Below are 19,156 nucleotides of genomic sequence, written 5' to 3' on the forward strand. Positions count from 1 at the left end.
TGATCTACTGATGCCTAGACAGCCGCCGCGCGCGACGACTGCCGAATGTCATCAAATGTTCATAAAACTCCGCTCACGGCTGCAAGCCGCGCCGCTCGTTCGGCGTGAGCGCTTGCAGCTGCGGCGCCGTCAACGGTCCCGCGCCCAGCACCTGCACCACGCCGGCCGGCTGGTAGCTGGACGCCTGCGGCTCGCCGCCCTGATGCTTGCTGGCACCGGCTTCGTCCGCCTGCTCGTTGCCAAAGCCCAGCACTTTCACCGTGAACAGTGACGGCAGCGCCTGGCGCGTGGCGGCCCGTTCCCGTTGCAGCACGTCTTGCGCCGCCGTGACGGCTTGCGTGGCGGCCGCGCTGGCATTGCTGAGCGCGCCCACGTTCACGGTAGCGATCACGGGCAGGCCCGCCGACTTGCCCTGCACCTGGACGTTTTCCGCATTGATCACTTGCAAGGCCGCCAGGTTGACGTTGCCCGAGACGCGGATACCCGCCTCGCCCGCGTCAATGCTGCCCAGCGGGGCGATCAGGTCGATGTCGCCAGGCGGCACCTCCGGGATCGGGTTCAGGGTGGCGATGCCGGCGCCCGTGGCCGGCGTGCTCGGCGACAGGCTGACGAGGCCGATGCTGTCGTAGGTGCGGCGCTGCGGCGTGTAGACGACAGTGGACTTGGTGCCGCGGCCCGCATTGATGTCGCCCGTGGCCGACCAGGCCAGGATGTTGCCGCCGAAGGTGGTGAAGATGCGGCTCTGACCCAGCAGGATGCTGTCCTTCGCGTACATCTGGATCTCGCCCGCGCCCTGCGTCAGCACGCCCGAGCCTTCGCCCGGCGCATAGCCGCCATCGACCCCGATCAGCGCCCGTCCGCCCGGCACCGTGATGCCGATATCGCCGCCGACATCCGTGTGGATGCCCGCGTCGTTGACGATCACGTGCGGCACATTGACCGTCGGACGGCCCGCCTCGGCCCACTCCTGCGGGCTCAGGTAGCGCACGCCCGCGACCGGCCGCTTGGTGTAAACGCCGTCGTAGTCGTTGACCGTGTACAGCGCGCTGCTGAACATCGTCAGGTCGCCCTTATACTCGATCTTCTGGCCCGCCTTGTCCTGCGCCGGGAACAGGGTGGCGATGGCTTCGCGGCCGCGCAGGTAGCTGCCGCGGCGCATGCCGTCCGCATCGTTGTATTCGCGTCCGGCCGCCTTCAGTTCGGCAAAGTAGACATTGCTCAGGTAGACCTGCTGCTGTTCCTTCGGCAAGGCGGCAAAGAAGCTGCGCGCATCGGTGGCCGGGTCGTAGCGGATGCCCAGGCCGCTGTCGCCACCGAAGCGCGTCGTCAGCCAGTTCACCAGGTGCAGCTGGCTGACCTGCGCATATTCGCGCGCCAGGTCGCGCCGCACGGCGCCCGATGCCTGGCCGGCCTTTTCCAGTTCCGCCTGTTTCGTGCCGAGGAAGGCGGACGCGCCCGCCTCGTCGCCGCTGTAGGCGAACTGGCCGCGCAGCCAGTCGGCCAGGGTCAGCTTGCCGCCGTAGACGTACACGGCGCTGCCGGCCTGGTCGGCCAGCGGGCTGGCCGGGTCGGCCAGCTTGGCCGGGTCCAGGTAGCGCGCCGCGAAAGCCGCATAGTCGGGACCATTGCGGCCCACGCCGGCCGCCACGCTGATGCCGGCGCCATTGCCGCGCTCGCCGGGGCCCGTGTTGACGATGGCGCCGAGGCTGCGCAATTCCGCCTTGTCGGCCATGTACAGGTCGCGCCCGGCGCTCACGTTCAGCTGGCCCGGTCCCGCCACATAGAAGGTGCTGTAGCGGATGTCGCGCCCGGCGCTGACGACGGAAACGTCGTCGGCATTGCGGTGCACGAACAGATTGCCGCGCGCGGACGAGACGCCGGAGACCACCGGCTTGTCCGGAAAATCGGGCCGGCCGACAAAGCCCTGGCTGGTCCATCCGGCCGCGCCTTCCGGCACGCCTTCGACGCTGCCGAGCGGCGTGCCCGAATTAACGATATCGCGCCCGGCCCGCACGGCCACGGCGCCGCCGCCTTCGTACCACACGCCCAGCGGGCCCGTTTCGCCCTTCAGTGTTCCCCGGTACACGATGCCGCCCGTGCGCAAGCCGACGATGTCGCCATTGTTGGCATAGAAATGCGCGGGCAGCTGACCCACCGGCACGTAGTCCGACACCGTCGGCGCCGTCATGCTGAACAGCGGATACAGTTGCTGCGAGGCATCGCTGGCGCCATTCGGCGTCAAGCCGAACCATTTCAGCGCACCGGGCGCCAGCCCGTTGGCGCTGACGTTATGCAAGGGCAGCAGGCCGAACCAGACCGGGTCCAGTGCGCCGACGAAGCCCGGGTTGAATGGACTTGGCAACAGGCGCGGATCGGCGCCCGATGCGGTGATCGGATAGCCGGCCGCATGGATGGAGTCGGCCGCCAGCATTTCCAGCTGGCCCGTGCCCGTCTTGACAAATTGCGGCGCCACCGGCGACGGCGCCAGGATCACGCCGTTTTGCGGCATGTCGACCTTGCCGCCCTCGCCCAGCCTGCCCAGGCTGGCATTGCCGTAATACAGGCTGCCGCTGGCGGCCACGGCGCGCAACACGGATGGCATGACGAAACGTGCATCCGTTGGCGCGTGGTTATCGCCCATGTCCGATTGTATCCAGGCGGACGTCGGCGTCAGATTGCCGCCCGCGCTGAACAGGTCGATGGCGGTGGCCGGCGTCCACAGCGAGAACCAACTCCAGCCCTCGCCCTGGCGCTCGACGCCCTGGTAGTTGAACGGCGAACCATTGCCAAACTGCTTGACGCGGCCCGCATCGGCCGTACCGCCCAGCACCAGGTCGCCGCGCGCATCGATGCGCACGCCGCTGTCGCCCGGCACGAGGATGGGCCCGCCGCTGGCAATGGCCGTGCCCGCCGTATAGGTTTCATACGGCCGCGATTCCTTCGGATCGGCGCGGTCGAAGCGCAGTTCGACGCCGCCCACGGCGCCCGCCTCCATGCGCAGCGCGCCGCGCAGATTGGTGAAGGTGCTGTTGAGTGTCGGATACTGGCGCTCGAAGCGCGTGTCGGCATTCGGGGCATCGCTGTTGGCATCGAAGCTGCGCACCTCGGCGACAGGGTTGAGCCCGCCGCCGATGCGGATATCGAGGTCGCCACCGCCCGTCAGCAGCAGCTTGCCGTCCGGCGTCACCCTGCCCGTGCTGCCCACGGCCACGTTCAGGCCCTGGCTGCGCGGCGCGAACACGCCGCCCGGATCGGCGCGCGAGGTCAGCATGCCGGCGTTGCCGCCCGCCTGCAGCAGCACATTGCCGCCGCCGAGGGTGCCGATGCCCGTAAAGCCCGACACGACCGGCAGACCCGCAAACAGGTCGCCGCCTTCGGGACGCGCGACATAGGTGCCGAAATTGATCCACCATGCCGTCGGCACGCCCGCCCCCGTGCTGCCGCTGCCCTGGCGCCACAACCAGGCGCCGATGTCGCTGGTGTCCTGATGCGCGCTCAGGGTGCCGATGGCATCCTCGCGGCGCTGCAGGGCGGTGCCTACGGTGTCGCCCTTGACGTCGCCCTGGGCGCGCAGCAGCAGGTTACCGCCGTGCTCGGGATACCAGGCGCGGTACAGGCTCTCGCTGCCGCCATCGACGAAACGCGTCAACTTGTCGTCGCCCAGCGCGCCGAGCAGCTTGCCCTTGGCGTTCAGGCCGCGCGGCAGGTTGAACAGATCCTTGCCATCGACCAGCGGCGAGGCCGACTGCGTGCCCGCCGTGTAGACGCCATACAGCGAACGCATGTCGAAATCGCCGGCAGCGAGCAAATCGAGGTCGCCCATGCCCGTGCGCAGCACGCTGAACAGGAGCTGGCGCGCCGGCTCATCCTTGGTCACCATTTCGGGCGGCGTACCGTCGGCAATCTTGGTCACCAGATCCGCATAACTCTCCAGCATGTTCGCTTCGGTACCAAACCACATTGTGATATCGACCTCGCCTTCCGGGTACCCCAACATGGTGGCGTACTCGTTGAAAATATAGGTGCTTGGCAAGCCCGTGCCCGGCTTGACCGACGTCCGTTCCTCCATGCCGTAATGCGTATCGGCCAGCATCAGATGGGCGTCCTTCGCATGCGGCCGCAGCGCGCGCGTATCGGCGGCGGCCGTATCGGCGCCGCCCACCAGGCGCAGCGACCACGCTTGCGAACCCTGGGCCAGCATGGGCGCCAGCGCCAGGTTGCGGCCCTGGCGGCCCGCGCCATCCTCGGCGCGCAGCGCCACCATGGTCGCGTCGCCAGGCAGCTTAACCAGCGTGCCGGCCGGCAGCACGCTGCCCTTGTCCAGCGCCAGCGCCGCCGCCAGCACCACGCCGTTGACGGGATTGACGCTATCGCCCGTGTCCCGCGGCTTGCCTTCCGGGAAAGGCAAAGCCACATTCGCCGGCCACAGCATGGCCGCCACGCTGGCCGCGCCAGGCAGGCGCAGGCCGGGATCGAGCTGCATGCCGCTCGATAAGGCCAGCGCCTTCGGCAAGACCGTACCGGCCGCGTACAGCACCTTGCCGTCGGCATCGCGCACGGCGCCGCCCAGCACGCTGCCGGCAGGCAAGTTCAATTCCGCCGTCAAGGTGGCGCGCGCCGCCAGCAAGGTGCCGCCGCGCAGCTGCATGGCCTTCATCGGCACGGCGAAATTGACGCTCGTGCCCGATTGGAAATACGTGTCTTCCGCCAGGGTCACCAGACCCGCTTGCGGCACGACAACCTCGCCGCCCCATGGCAAGCGGCCCTTCACCAGTTGCCAGCCCTTGTCGTCCGACGTGACGGGCAAGGTGCGGGTATCGAAGCCATCCGTGATACTGCCAAAGACACTGAGCTTGCCACCGGCGCGCACGACCAGCGCGCCCGCCTCGCCCGAGCCGTACACGCCGCTCAGGCGCGCCAGCGGATTGACGCCGTCGTAGCGGTGCCCCGACAGGTCGATGTCGCCATCGATGTGCAAGTCGCCGCCCGGCGTGGCGCTGACGATCTCGACGCCAGGGCGCAGGTGGAAAGCGTTGGCATCGCCGCGTAAGCCGCGCAATTTGCTGTCCATCAAGTTGCCGTTGGCCAGCGCGTGGGCCATGAAGAGCTGGCTGTCCCCGTGTTTCTCGTCCAGATAGGCCTGGTTGATGCCCTGGTAGCTGCGGCCGTCCGCATCCTTGCCTGTACCGGTCGGCGCATCGTTGTATTGCCAGAAAGCGTTGACGTTGATGGTGCGCGCGCCGGCGATGTTCAGCGCGCCAGCCGCATCGATGTCGATATCGTCGCCCGTGGCGCCACCGAGGCGCCGCACGTTCAGGTCGATGCTGCCATAGTTGCCGCCCTTGACTCCGCTGCGCAGGTCGAACCGCGCGCCGTTTTCCAGGCTCAGGCGTCCACCAGGCGCGGCCAGTTCGATGACGGCGCGGTTCGGCGCCTCGATCACCTGGCCATAGCTATCCGTGCGCAGCACCGTGCCATGCGCATCGAGCACGGCGCCGGATTGGATGGTGACGCCGTCGCGCCCGGCCAGGCGGATGCTGCCCACCTGCTCGCCGCTGGCGTCGATGCGGCCGCTCACGGTCAAGCTGCCGCCATCGACGGACACGCTCACTTCGCGCGCCTTGACCTCGTCGCCGATGGTCAAATTGCCCTGCTTGAGCTGGAAGCTGCGGCTGCCGAACACCTTGCCCGTATTCAGGCGCTGGTTCAGGCCGGCGAAGTCGCCGATCTGTTGGGCGCGCACCTCCACGCCGCCGGCCGCGTACGGCACGAGAGTGCCGCCCGCGTCATAATGGCCGCTGGCGCCGCCCAGCAAGGCGCCGCGCAAGTCGGCCATGCCCGCCGCGTCGCCCGTGGCGATCACGCTCAGCTTGCCGGCACGGTTGTTCACGGCCGACACGTCGATCACGGAAGCGCCCGCCTGGCGCACGTCGCCTGCGCGGCTGTCGAGGATCACGTCGCCGCCCCAGCTGTACTTGCTGGTGTCGTAGAAATCGATCTTGCGGCCCGCCAGGTCCAGCTTGGCCTTGTCGCCCAGCAGCACATCGCGCTCGGCCGACAGGGTCAGTTTTCCGCTTGGCAAAACCACGGACGTATCCACGCTGACACTGTTGCCGTTCAGCGCCACTTCCGCGCCCAGGGCGCCGGCCAGCGCCGCGTTCGTCGGTGTGGCGGGGGTAGCGCCGGCCGGCGCGCTCACCTTGAGGTCGCCGCCCGCCGTGATGCGGTTGACGGAACCGGCCGCGCCCGTCAGCAGCGGCGTGTTGATCAGCAGATCGCCGCCGCTGTAGCGGTAGCCATTGGTGGCCGTATCCCACGCGCTTTGCGACTGGTAGACGGACAGGCTGCCCTTGTTGTTGGCGGTCAGCTGCTCGCTGGCATTGAGCGCCACCTGGCCGAAGCCCAGTATCAAACGATCGAGGTTGTGGATGGTGTCGGGACGGCTGTCCGGCGTGAAGCCGAACTCGATGCGCTTGGCGTCGATCTGCAAGCGGCCGCTGCCCGTGCCGGGGCCGTTGGCAACGACGGCGCCGGGCGCATTCGTCGCGCCCTGCCACACGAGGGTGTCCGTGTGGATACGCGCCAGCGCGTCCGTGCCGCCATAGCCGTAGATGGCGGGCGTGTTGAGCACCAGGCGCGACAGCGACGACTTGCCCGTCGCCGCATCAATGGTCGACAGCTGCGACGAGTCATAGAAGTTGAAGGAATTGCGCGCCGTCAAGCCCAGGCTTTCCAGTGCCGGTGCGCCCGTGCTCGTGTCGCCGCGCAGCAGGCGGTCGAGCACGTCCTGGTTCAGCGCCAGGCCGTCCGGCAGGGCGCCGCGGGCGCTGGCGTCCGCCAGCGAGGCGGCGCTGCCGATATTGATCGAACCCATCCCCAGCACCAGGTTGCGCGTGCCGTAGCGCACGTTGTCGCGCAGGGTAAACGCGCGCTCCGTGACGGCGGCGATGGTGCCTTCCGAATACAGCGAAGTGGTGCCCGTGCAGGCGCCGCCCGTCTTGGCGCACGTACCGATGTCGATGATGCCGGGGCCATCCGAATCGGACGGCGTGCGCACGGCCGGCAGCATGTCCAGCCAGCCGTTCGAGACGGCCAGCACGCTGCCCATCGGCTGGTACACAAAACCGTCTCGCGAATCCCAGGCCGCCTTGCCGCGGCCCAGCGTATTGATGCCGGAACCTTGCTCGAGGAAGATGCCGTCGTTGGTTTTCGTGGTCACCAGAAACACTTCGGCCGCCTTCAGCACGGCACCATCGCGCAGCACGATGCCGCCCGCCGATTCGTTGATGGCGGCGATATTGGCGCGCTGATTGGTGCCCGTGGCGAAATCGCTGTAGGTGACGCGCGGCAAGCCGCCGATGCCCAGGCGCTGGGCGCCGAAGGCATTGATCTGCGAAGCGTGCACGGAGACGCCATCGAAGTCCGCCTGCGCTGCCGTGCCGTCGGCCAGCACTTGATAGCGGGTACCCGCATGGCCACCCGTGCCCAGCAGCAGCGAGCCGCCGAAGCCGCCCTCGGCCGGCGTGTACAGGGCGCTGCCATCCATCATCAATGGCGTGTGATTATTTTCAACGCTGTGCAGCGACGGGGCGATCAGTTGCACCCGCACGCCCTTGGCGTCGCGTTCCAGCGTGGCGCGCGGCACGCCGTCGCGCGTGGCTTGCGCCACGGCGAAGGCGGTATAGCCCGTTTCATTGTATTGCGAGTAGGTACGCAGCACGTCGGCCGGCGTCAGGATGGCCTGGCTCGGCACGGCGTCGCGGATGGCCGTGCCGGCGATGCCCGTCTGCGCCGCCGTCGCATACGAACCATTGCGCATGGCCACCGTGCCGCCCGCCTCGACGGCGCCGGCCAGGCCGTTCAGCTCCACGCGGAAGGCGCCCGGCAGCAAGGCGAAATTCGATGGCAGCAAAGTGTAGGTACCGGCCGCCAGGCCGGGCACGCCCGCGGCTATGGTGATCTGGCGCCCCACGGCCGGCTTGCCCGCGCCCTGCTCGGCCATCAACGGCGCCACGTCCGGCTGCACGCCGGGAATGATGGCGTATACGGGATTGGTATTCAAACCGGGCAAGGTAAAGCCGCCATTCGGCTTCATCTGCACCAGCGGATTGAGGCGCGCATCGGTGGAACCGCCCCGTCCGGCCAGGAAGGCCGCGCCCGTCAGGGTGCCGCCGCCCGACAGGTCGAGCACGGCGCCGGCTTGCACGTCGACGGCGGCGCCGACCAAGGCGATCTCGGGGCCGTTGCCCACGCCCTTGAAGACGACGTCGTTGCCGTCATACAGGTAGCTGAGGCCATCGAGCGTGCCGCCGTACGGCATCGTCAAGCCTTTTGCGCTGACGGACGTCAGGCTGCCCGGCAGCAGATTGACATGGCCCGTATTGGCTTCAAAGCCTTCGGCCCCCAGCGTGATCTGGCCCAGCGGCGCGCGCAGCACGCCGTGCTGGTTGATCGTGGGCGCGACCAGGTTCAAGCTGCCGAACACGGAAAACGGCTGGTTCGGCGTGGCGCTGCCGGCGCTGCGCTCGACAGTGAGCGTGCGCAGCGGATCGAGCGTGACGCGGATATTGCCGTATTCATCGACCCGGCTGCTCTGGCCCACCGTGACCATGCCGCTATCGCCTGTGGCCGGATAGATTTGCGCGGCAACCAGGGTGGCGTTGCCGGGCTGGTACAGGGCGGCGTTGTTCGACATGCGCAAGTCGCCGCGGCTGTTCAGGGTCAGCTGTTCGAAGGCATCGCGTTCGACGGCCAGCGGCGTGCCGCTGCTCTGCACGATCTCGCCGCGCGTACCCATGTTGACCTCGCCCGCGAGATCGAGCATGCCCGCATCGATCTGCAGCAGCGAGCCATCGGCCACCAGCGGCACGCCCAGCATGCCGCGCCCCTTGCCCGAGTTTTTCGAGCCTTTCACGGCATTGGGCACGATGTAATTGTCTTTCTGCGCGCGCGCGGCCGTTCCCAGGCGCACATACGGCGCCGCCAGGCGCACCTGGCTGGCAAGGCTAGCCAACTTGTCCTGGCCGTCCGCATCAGGCTGTGGCGTCTGCGGAGGCTGCTGCGCCAGGCCCAGCGAACTGGCGCTCAGGCGCAGGCTCTGGCCCAGCGCCAGGCTGACGTCGCCATCAACGCTGAGCATGCCGTTCACATGCATGGCCAGGTTATCGAAGCCGCCTGCCTGCACGCGGTCGACGCCCAGGCGCGCACTACCGTAGCGCAAGGCTTCATCCTGCTGGCCGGCGCGCAAATCAACCGGCAATACGCTGTCGCCCTGCACTTGCGCCAGCACGAATTCGCGCGGTACCCGCACCGCATTGTCGACGCTATCGCCTTCCAGCGTCTGGCGGTTCACCTGGCCATAATTGGGCGTGTCGAGCGCCATCGCCAGGGTGCCGCCGGCCGCCCCGGCGCCACCTGCCACCGCGCGCAATGTGCCATCGGCAAAGATGCCGTTGTACGAACTGAGCGAAATCAAACCGCCGCTGCCGGCCACGTTGACGGCGCCCTGGTTCGGCAAGTCCAGCGTGGCTTGCGCGCCGCTGGCGTCGAGCAGCGCGCCCGGACGCACGACGACAAAGGCGTCGGCCGCGTCGACGCTGGCCGCGTCGGCCTTGTAGCGGGCGCCGATTTCGATGCTGCCGCCCTTGTCCGCGCGGCCATAGCGCCCGCCGCGCATGTCGGTGGCGATGGTGGCGCGGCCGGCGACGTCGAGCACCGCGTGTTCGCCGATCCAGATCGACGTGGCTTGTCCCTTGCCGTTCGGCACATCGGCATCGCTGCCCGTGCCCAACGTGCCGGGCAGGATGGCGATCTTGCCGCCCCAGGCTTCAAGGCGGCCGTCGATGCTGACCTGGCCATTGCTCGTCATGCTGATCTGGCGGCCAGGATCGACCGTGACGACAGCGCCTTGCGCGACCGCCAGGGCGCCCTTCACGTACGGGCTGCCGGCCGTCAGCGTCAGGTCGGCGCCGGCGCGCTGCGTCAAGCGGCCCTTGCGCGCATCTTCCTGGTACAGCTCTGGCGTCCACACTTCCAGTGCGGCAGCCGGATCCGTGCCGCTCGCCACCGTGTGGCCGGTGGCGGGATTGAAGCGCAGCACGGGCATTTTCACATCGATCCGCGCATCCTTGACCACCACGACGCCGTCGCGGCCCGTGACGGCGTAGTCGGCAAAGCCGCTCTGGAACAAGCCGGCGTCCAGCGCCAGCATGGGCTGGACGGCAACGTCACGGCCCAGCATGATGCCGGTCGGCAGCAGCGCGCCGCGCGGCGCGCGCACGTCGTCGGCGGCGATGCTGCCGGCCGCATACTGGGTCGTCATCGGCAAGATGGGCAAGCCGTTCGGGAAAGCCGCCGCCGAGACCTCGAAGCCCGTAGTGAGCCCGTTGATGGCCGTCACCACGCTGCCGGCGGGCGCGATGGAGCCGCCCCAGACATATGCCGTGCCGTCGATGACGACGTTCGCACCCGGCGGCACCAGCAAGTCACTCCCCAGCACCAGCGGTTTCTGCGCCGACACGTCGACCGTCACGGGCATGGTCCAGATCTGGCCCGGCTTGATCAGGCTGCTGGTAAGCGCGAAATCGAAGGGAATCTTCTCGCCCTTGGCAATCAAAAATTCATCGGCCAGGCGCAAGCCGACGGGGGCACTGCTCCCTCCTGGCAGCACGTCGCCGTCCTGCAGCTTGCCGCCGATGCTGACGGCCGTGCCGCTGTCGATCGTCAGGCGTCCGCCGCCCTTCACGCCATGGCCGCGCAACTCGCCGTCAAGCTTGAGCAAGGCGCCCGTCGGCGTTTTTTCACGTGGCAAGTCGACGGCCAGGGCGATGTCGCCGCCGCGCCCGCCCTGCAGGCTGCCATTGCTCATCAAGGCAGCGCCCGACGAAACGTCAATGACGCTGCCGCCGGCCAGTTCGATACCGCCCGAACTCTTCAATGTGACCTTGCCGCCATTCACGTACGGCAGGCCGGCGACCGCGCCCGGGTCCAGTTCCAGGTTACTCCACAGGCCACGCGCATCGAGACGCACGCCCGGCGCCACGCGCACGCCGGCCGGGCCCGTGGCGCGCCCTTCCGGCGACACGGGCCCTTCCACCCACACGGCGCCCGCGTTCGCCAGGTAACGCGAGATGATGTCACCGGCGGCGATGCTGCCGCTGCGCGCGCTTACATTGGCCTTGATGGCCACGTCGGTGGCGTGCAGGGCAATGTCGCCGCCATCGGCCACGCGCACGTCCGCGTTGACGTCGAGCTTGTCGTAGGCGTAGATATTCAGGGCGCCCAGTTCCAGCCCATTGAGCCAGTCCGCATCGAGCTGCAAGGTCTTGCCGCGCGCGGCCGGCAAGGCCTCGTTCAGCAGCTGGCCATCGGCGACGGATGCCACCTTGCCGATCTCGACGTTTTCCAGCACGGCTTGCGGGCTGTCGCGCAACTGGCCCGCCTTCGTATCGAAGACGGGCGTCATTTTGCCGACGATCAATTGACCAGCGCGCGCGGCCGACGTCTGCGACTGCTTGTAGCTATCGACGCCGTCGTCGCGCTTGCGCTGCTGGCGTTCGCCCTGGAACACGGACGTGTCGATATCGCCTTCCAGCACGGCGGCGCCCGTGGAAACGATCAGGCGGCCCGCATCGCGGCCCACCGTGTAGCCGTTTTCCAGGCGCTCGCGCGGACCGATCAAGGCATTCGCATGGGTTTCCGTCGTGTTCGCGCCCCAGCGCGCATGCGTGCTTTCATAACCGCGGTACAAGCCCGTGTACAGATTGTCGCCAGGGGCAGTGCTCAGCTTGTACATCGCGCCATCGGCGCCTTTCAGCCACGTCTGCTTGACCATGCCCGTCTGCACGTCCAGCGAGCCGCCGGCGATATTGATGCGCGAACCGGCCTGCGTCACCACTTCGCCGCCGCCAAAGCCGACGGTGCCGCCCTGGGCCGCCCATTCGCCGATGCCGTGGCCGCTGGTATTAAGGTAGCCGCTCACTTCCAGCAAGCCGCCCGCCGTGTACCAGCGGTCCGTGGCGTAGCCGTTGGTGCCGGCCGGCACCAGCACCAGGTCGCGGCGGTCGACCCACACGTCGCTGTTGTTCAGGTATTTGGCGTCGCGGCTGCCGGGCGCGTCGCGCTGCTCGTTGCCCTGCACGTTGATCAGCACATTGTTGCTGCTCATGTCGACCTTCACGCCGACGGCGCCGGACACGTCGATGGCGGCGCCGCGCGCCACGTGGCTGCGGCGGGCCGCATCGGCCAGTACCTGGCCGCCCGTGGCCAGAGTCAGCGAATCGCCTTCGAACTCGATGTTGCCGGCGGAAACAATGCGCACCAGCGACTGGTCGCGCCGGTCTTGTGGCGTGTCCGTGCCCTTGCCCGTGTCTTTCAGCAAGGTATCGCGCTGCACGTCGAGCGCCGTGGCGCCGTTGTCGTCGATGACGATGGCGCTGACGCTGCCGCGCGCCAGGGTCACGCCGGCGTTCTCGCCCGCCGCCGCCAGGTGGATCGTGCCGCGGCCATTGACGGTCGTGCTCGACAACAGCACGCCATCCTGGCGCACGCTATTGCCGCTGAGCGTGATGTCGCCCGTGGCCGCCTGGATCAAGCCATTGTTGACGACGCTGCCGGCGCCGCTGCCGGCCACGCGCAGCATCTCGACTTCATTGCCGCGCGTGCTTGAATACTGGTTCTTGTCCGTGCCCATGCCCTGGCGCACGACGATGGCGTCGCCGGCCGCCAGGGTGGTCTGGCCGTTCGGCGTGGTGATGGCGCCCGCATTCTCGACGCTGCGGCCGGCCAGCAGCACGTAGCCGCCGCCTTCCGTCACCGTTTGCGGCTTGCGCGTGTCGATGCGCGCGCCGGCGGCGACGACGACGTCCGCTTCGGCCGCCGCATGCGTAAAGGTATTCTGGTCCAGCAACAAATCATTCGCGAAGGTCGGCACGGCGCCCGTGCCCTGCGCCTTGCCGTACAAGCCGCTCTTGAACTGGCTGTCGCTCATGCCCATGGCGGCGGCCGCCAGGTTGCGCGTATCGACCTGGCTGCTGCCCGTAAACACGATACCGTTGCGGTTGACGATCATCACCGTGCCGTCGGCCTTGATCTGGCCCTGGATCTGGCTGGGGCGCGCCAGCGGATCGTTGACGCGGTTCAACACGGACCAATGCGATTTCTGGTCGAACTGCAAGGTAGTGTTCTTGCCGACGTTAAAACTTTCCCAGTTCAGGATGGCCTTGTCGTCCGTCTGCACGACCTTCACGACGGTCTTGCCATCGGCCTGGCTCTGCACGGGGCCCTGGGCGTTGAGCCAGCCCGCCGTCAGACTGTTGCTGTCGACCTGCAAGCCGCCCTTGACGAGGCCATCGGGTGCACCGCCGGCGGCCAGCGCAGCCTGGCGCGCGGCCGCCTGCACCGCCTGTTCGGCGGCGATGCCGCGCGCGGTCAGCAAAAGATTGTTCAGCGATTGCTGCAGCTTGCCTTCGGCCTTTTGCTGCTGTAACAAAGGGTTGTTCAGCGCTGTGGCCGGCTGGCCATTCGGCAAGCGTCCCGTGGCGGCGGCCGTGCCCTGCTGCGCGCCCTTGCCCGCGAACCAGGCGCCGCTGAACGGCTGCTGCGCCTGCGCGCCGCCCGCCTGCAGCAGCATGGCGATGGCCAGCGCCAGCGGTTTCAAGCGCACCGGGCGAGCGTTGTGGCTGCCCGCCATGGCGGAGGAGGATGCGTGTTTCGTGACCGACTTGCTTCGCTGCATGGCGACATTCCCTTTTCATGTTCCGTTGCTGACCGATATCGCGAGGCGGCGCGCGGCACGCACGGGGCGGGCGGCAGGCACTGATTCGCGGCTTCCAGCAGCATTGACAGGGAACAAGGTCCGGGACTGCAAAAGGTCATGAAAATGTCATAATTGGCGCCAGGCCTTTGCGCTCAACCAAACAGCACGATACCGCCCGGCAAACGCCTCACGCGTGCGCCATACGCGTCCTGGATCAGGGCGATCACGTCGTCGAGGCGGTCGAGCGAAAAGCTCGCTTGCACGCGTGTGTGTTTCAAGGCGTCGCCATTGAGGATCAGCTTGCCGGGACGGTAGCGGTTCACTTCATCCACCACCTCGGCCAGGGTGCTTTGTTTGAAGACCAGCAGGCGCTGGCGCCACGCGCTGACGTCGCCCCTGGCCACGGCGCGGGCGATGCCGAAATGCTCGGGCCGGTAACGCAGCTGCTGACCGGCGGCCAGTTCCGCGTCGTTGCCGGCTTGCGCCACGCGCAGGCGGCCCGCCAGGCACGTCACGCACACTTCCTGGCCGAACAGGCGGATATTGAAACGCGCGCTGCCGGCTGACACCGTGCCGTCGCCCGCCTGCACGCGCACGCTTGCCGCGCCGCGCAAGCCGGCCTGGAATTCCGCCTCGCCCGCCAGCAGCACCAGCGACGCGGCGCCGTCCTGCACGGGCGCCGCGTCGAGCCGCGTCTGCGTATTCATCTGCACCAGCACGCCGCCATCGAGCGCCACTTCGCGCTGCTCGCCCGTACCCGTGGCGTAGTCGGCGGCCAGGCCCGCCACGGCCGGCCACAGGTCCGTCGGCGGGCGCAGCACCAGCAAGCCCAGCGAGGCAGCCACGGCGCCGCCGAGCCAGGCGCGCCGCGCCACGTTGACAGGCGCCTGCGCCCGCTTGACGGCGCGCGCGGCCGGCGCCATGGCGCCCCACACGGCGCGCGCTTCGGCAAAGGCCGTCGCATGCTTGCGGCTGCGCGCGCACCAGTGACGGAACACTTGCGCGTCGCGCTCGCTGACCTGGCCCGAGGCCAGGCGCACGACCCACGCCTGCGCTTCCTTCTGGATGACACCCATGTCGTCTTCCGTTTGTTCAATCATGATGTTTAGACGTTTTTCCCGCGCCGGGACCGAAGCGCTGGATGAAATCGCGTCCCATGCGTTCGCAACAATGTTCGAGTCCGGCGCGCAATTCCTTCTCCACGGTGCGGGCGGAAATGCCGAAGCGCTCGGCGATGTCGCGGTGCGGCAACTGGTCGACGCGGGCGGCGATGACGATGGCGCGCCGGCGTTTCGGCAACTCCTGCAAGGCCCGTTCCAGTTCTTCCAGTTCGGCGCGCGCGCTGAAGGTGCGGGCCGGGTCGGCCAGCTCATCGGCCATCTCGTACAGGTCGTCGATATCGGGCAGGCTGAGCAGGCGTGCATTGTCGCGGCGCTGATCTTCCGCAATGTTGATGGCGATGCGCATCAGGTAGGCGGACGGGTAGCTGATCGCCTCGGGCGCCGTCATCCGCTCCACCCGCAAATACGTTTCATGCAGCGCGTCATTGGCCAGGTCTTCCGAGCCCAGGCGGCGCTGCAAATGGCGGCGAAACTGTCCGTAGCGTTCCAGGAACAGCTTGCGCAAAGTGGCTTTCAGCAAATCCGACATGGTCAGGGCACCCCAGGCAAGAGGTAGGGTGCGCAATCGGCATCCGGGTCGGGCCGCGGCGTCAGTAAAATCGTCAGCGGCTGCGGCAAGCCCGCCGGCGGCGCGCCATCGATCAGCAGGCTGCGCAGGCGTTGCAGCACGGCGCGGTCGCGCTGTTCCACGCCGCTCGGTTCGAGCACGTGCATGGCGCGCACCTTGCCCCGCTCGTCGAGCCATAGCTGGAAGGCCAGGCGGTAGCGGCCGAAGGCGTCCGGATGCAAACGGCACAGGGCGCGCGTGAGCGAGCGCTGCAGGACGGCCGCATAGCCTTGCAATGGTGCGGTGGCGGGGGCAGCTTCGGCCGGCACGGGCGCCGGCGCCACGGGTGCATCGGCCAGCGCCAGCAAGGTGAACGCATTGCTGCCGCTGAAGCGCGCGCCCAGCTGGGTGCCGGCCAGCAAACGCTGCAGCGCTTCGGCAGGCGTGTAGTCGCCGCGCACGGGCGAGGCCACCCTGCCGGCCGCCAGCTGGCTGCTGACGAGCACGGAATACCCGGTCACTTCGCCAAACGCCACCAGGGCCGCGTCGAGCGGCTGGGCGGGCAAGTCGAAGCGCAGGGTTGCGTGCGCGGCGGCGTCAGCACCGTCCGCGCCCGCAGCCGGCCGCACGAATGTCATGAATGTCATCAATGTCATCAGCAAGCAGGCGGACAGGGCATTGCCCTTTGCGGCGCGGCGGTGGCTTAGTGTCATTTTCCAGGGGACGCAACGAAAAGTCCTGCTCATGAAGTGTCTTGACTGCAATAGTTCAAGCAGAATGGCAAGATGGTAGCTTCGTAAAATGACAACTGCATGACATGGCATCAGCCCACATCCCGGCCTGTGTCATCGCTGCGACACATGATCTTGCTATGCTGGACGCTGATTCCACCGTTCCGGGAGCCGCCATGGCACGCCTGTCCTTGACTGTTTTATTCGCTTGCTTGTGGMCTTGCGCCGCCCTGCCCGCGCAGGCGGACGAGCACACCGTTGTCGTGAAGGCCGCCGCACCGGATAAGGGCTGCGTGGAAGTGGAAGTCAATGGCCAGCGCGCGCAATCGATGTCATGCTTGAATGAAAAATTATTGCCGAATAGCAACACCATGAACCGGCAGCCGCCCACCCTGTCCGGCGCGGAAGCGGTCATGCAGCGCCCGTCGAACCAGCTGGGCCTGTACAACCGCGCCGCCCTTGAACACCGCATGGGCAATGCCTTTGGCAAATCCGTCACGCCGCAGAGGCCGCCAGCTCCCGCGCCCGCCAGCCCGCTGCTGCCGGCGCGCTAGGCGGCTTGTCAACGCACAGTCCATTTGCGCTGTCAAGATTGCGCAATCGCGCCGATTGCGTATCATTCCAGGCTTGATCGCTCTGGAAACAACCATGCTGCCCACTATCGAACAACGCCTTGCCCTTGAACTTGCCGCCAAACCGGTGCAAGTTGCCGCCGCCATCGAACTGCTCGACGAAGGTGCCACCGTGCCCTTCATCGCCCGTTACCGCAAGGAAGCGACCGGCGGCCTCGACGATATCCAGCTGCGCCTGCTCGAAGAGCGCTTGCGCTATCTGCGCGAACTGGAAGAGCGGCGCGCCGCCATCGTGGCGTCGATCACGGAACAGAACAAAATGACGCCCGAGCTGCTCGACGCCGTCATGCACGCGGAAGACAAGACGCGCCTGGAAGATTTGTATTTGCCGTACAAACAGAAGCGCCGCACGAAGGCGCAGATCGCCATCGAAGCGGGCCTGATGCCGCTGGCCGACGGCTTGCTGGAGAACCCGGAACTGACGCCGGAAACGGAAGCGGGCAAGTTCCTGCGCGACGCGTTTACTAGTGCCGACGGCAACAACCCGGGCGTGCTTGATACCAAGGCGGCCCTCGACGGCGCGCGCCAGATCCTGATGGAACGTTTCGCCGAAGATGCGACCCTGCTGCAAACCTTGCGCGAATACGTGCAGGAACACGGCATCGTGGAATCGAAAGTGGTGGAAGGCAAGCAAGACGAAGGCGAAAAATTCGCCGATTACTTCGATTACTCGGAAACCATCTCGACCGTCCCTTCGCACCGCGCGCTGGCGCTGTTGCGCGGCCGCCGCGAAGGCATCCTCGACGTCACCCTGCGCCTGGATACGGAAGCGGAAAAACCGAAATGGGATGCGCCGCACAACCCGTGCGAAGGCCGCATCGCCGCCCGCTTCGGCATCAAGCAACAAGGCCGCCCGGCCGACAAATGGCTGGCGGACACGGCGCGCTGGACCTGGCGCGTGAAAAGCTTCATGCACCTGGAAACGGAACTGATGGGCGCGCTGCGCGAACGCTCGGAACTCGACGCGATCAACGTCTTTGCCACCAATCTGAAGGCGCTGCTGCTGGCCGCGCCGGCCGGCCAGCGCGCCACCATGGGTCTCGACCCTGGCCTGCGCACGGGCGTCAAGGTCGCTGTCGTCGATGCCACCGGTAAAGTCGTCGATACGGCCGTGATCTACCCGCACCAGCCAAAGAACGACTGGGACGGTTCGCTGCACACCCTGGGCCGCCTGGCCGCCAAGCACAATGTGTCCTTGATTTCGATTGGCAACGGCACGGCCTCGCGCGAGACCGATAAACTGGCGCAGGACCTGATCAAGCAGCATCCGGAAGCGAAGATGACGAAGATCGTCGTCTCGGAAGCGGGCGCGTCGGTGTATTCGGCGTCCGAGTTCGCCTCGAAAGAATTGCCGGACATGGATGTGTCGCTGCGCGGTGCCGTCTCGATCGCGCGCCGCCTGCAAGACCCGCTGGCCGAACTGGTGAAAATCGACCCGAAATCGATCGGCGTGGGCCAGTACCAGCACGACGTGAGCCAAAGCCAGCTGGCACGCTCGCTCGATGCTGTCGTGGAAGATTGCGTGAATGCCGTCGGCGTGGACGTCAATACGGCATCCGCTCCCCTGCTGGCGCGCGTGTCCGGCCTGTCGGCCAGCGTGGCGCAAAGCATCGTCACCTACCGCGACATGAAGGGCGCGTTCACTTCGCGCGCAGCCTTGAAAGCCGTGCCGCGCCTGGGCGATAAAACATACGAACAGGCAGCCGGCTTCCTGCGCGTGATGGGTGGCGAGAATCCGCTGGACGCCTCGGCCGTCCACCCGGAATCGTACCCGCTGGTGGAAAAAATCCTGGCGGACATCAAGAAGGATATCAAGGCCGTCATCGGCGAAACGGCCTTGCTGAAAACCTTGAGCCCGGCAAAGTACGCGGATGAAACGTTCGGCGTGCCGACCATTTCCGACATCCTGAAGGAACTGGAAAAGCCGGGCCGCGACCCGCGTCCGGAGTTCACCACCGCCACCTTCAAGGAAGGCGTGGAAGAAATCCGCGACTTGCGCCCGGACATGATACTCGAGGGCGTCGTCACCAACGTGGCCGCCTTTGGCGCCTTTGTCGATATCGGCGTGCACCAGGATGGCCTCGTGCACATCTCCGCCCTGTCGAACACGTTCGTGAAAGATCCGCACACGGTGGTCAAGGCTGGCCAGGTCGTGCGCGTGAAAGTGCTGGAAGTCGACGAGAAGCGCAAGCGCATCGCGCTGACCATGCGTTTGACGGACAGTGCGCCGCAAGCGGGCAGCAAGCCCGAGCAGCGTGGCGACCGCAACGACCGCCGCAGCATGGCGCAGCACCAGTCGCAATCGCGCAACGCGCCCGAGCCGGCCGGCAGCATGGCCGCCGCGTTCGCCAAGCTGCGCGGCTAAGTCC

At 67.4% G+C, this 19,156-nt stretch carries 6 protein-coding genes; 2 read left to right on the forward strand and 4 right to left on the reverse strand.

Features of this window, described 5'->3' with window-relative positions:
- Window positions 1-73: 73 nt before the first annotated feature.
- The 4 genes from AC4BCN_RS00680 to AC4BCN_RS00695 all read right to left on the reverse strand — a co-directional run bounded on the left by AC4BCN_RS00680 (window position 74) and on the right by AC4BCN_RS00695 (window position 16,071).
- Window positions 74-13,735, reverse strand: a complete 13,662-nt coding sequence (locus AC4BCN_RS00680; RefSeq protein WP_490492337.1) for a filamentous hemagglutinin family protein — start codon at window positions 13,733-13,735, stop codon at window positions 74-76.
- Between the two features lie 173 nt (window positions 13,736-13,908).
- Window positions 13,909-14,856, reverse strand: a complete 948-nt coding sequence (locus AC4BCN_RS00685) for a FecR family protein (protein WP_490492338.1) — start codon at window positions 14,854-14,856, stop codon at window positions 13,909-13,911.
- Window positions 14,849-15,442, reverse strand: a complete 594-nt coding sequence (locus AC4BCN_RS00690; protein WP_490492339.1) for an RNA polymerase sigma factor — start codon at window positions 15,440-15,442, stop codon at window positions 14,849-14,851. The genes AC4BCN_RS00685 and AC4BCN_RS00690 overlap by 8 nt, the downstream gene beginning before the upstream one ends.
- On the reverse strand, window positions 15,409-16,071 hold the full coding sequence (locus AC4BCN_RS00695; RefSeq protein ID WP_490492340.1) for a secretin and TonB N-terminal domain-containing protein: 663 nt from the start codon (window positions 16,069-16,071) through the stop codon (window positions 15,409-15,411). The genes AC4BCN_RS00690 and AC4BCN_RS00695 overlap by 34 nt, the downstream gene beginning before the upstream one ends.
- 260 nt (window positions 16,072-16,331) lie before the next feature.
- Here AC4BCN_RS00695 and AC4BCN_RS00700 point away from each other — a divergent pair, with 260 nt between their 5' ends.
- Together AC4BCN_RS00700 and AC4BCN_RS00705 are read left to right on the forward strand one after the other, a co-directional pair.
- The gene (locus AC4BCN_RS00700) at window positions 16,332-16,709 is read left to right on the forward strand and encodes a hypothetical protein (RefSeq protein WP_490492341.1); all 378 of its coding nucleotides are present in this window, start codon (window positions 16,332-16,334) and stop codon (window positions 16,707-16,709) included.
- A 94-nt stretch (window positions 16,710-16,803) separates the two neighbouring features.
- On the forward strand, window positions 16,804-19,152 hold the full coding sequence (locus AC4BCN_RS00705; protein ID WP_046683175.1) for a Tex family protein: 2,349 nt from the start codon (window positions 16,804-16,806) through the stop codon (window positions 19,150-19,152).
- Window positions 19,153-19,156: the final 4 nt, after the last annotated feature.

The sequence above is a fragment of the Janthinobacterium sp. Bl 1 genome, assembly GCF_058215535.1.

Excerpts from the sequence above, each read along its gene's own strand:
- AC4BCN_RS00685 (WP_490492338.1), bottom strand. The coding sequence starts at position 14,856 with ATGATTGAACAAACGGAAGACGACATGGGTGTCATCCAGAAGGAAGCG.
- AC4BCN_RS00705 (WP_046683175.1), top strand. The coding sequence starts at position 16,804 with ATGCTGCCCACTATCGAACAACGCCTTGCCCTTGAACTTGCCGCCAAA.
- AC4BCN_RS00680 (WP_490492337.1), bottom strand. The coding sequence starts at position 13,735 with ATGCAGCGAAGCAAGTCGGTCACGAAACACGCATCCTCCTCCGCCATG.
- AC4BCN_RS00695 (WP_490492340.1), bottom strand. The coding sequence starts at position 16,071 with ATGACATTCATGACATTCGTGCGGCCGGCTGCGGGCGCGGACGGTGCT.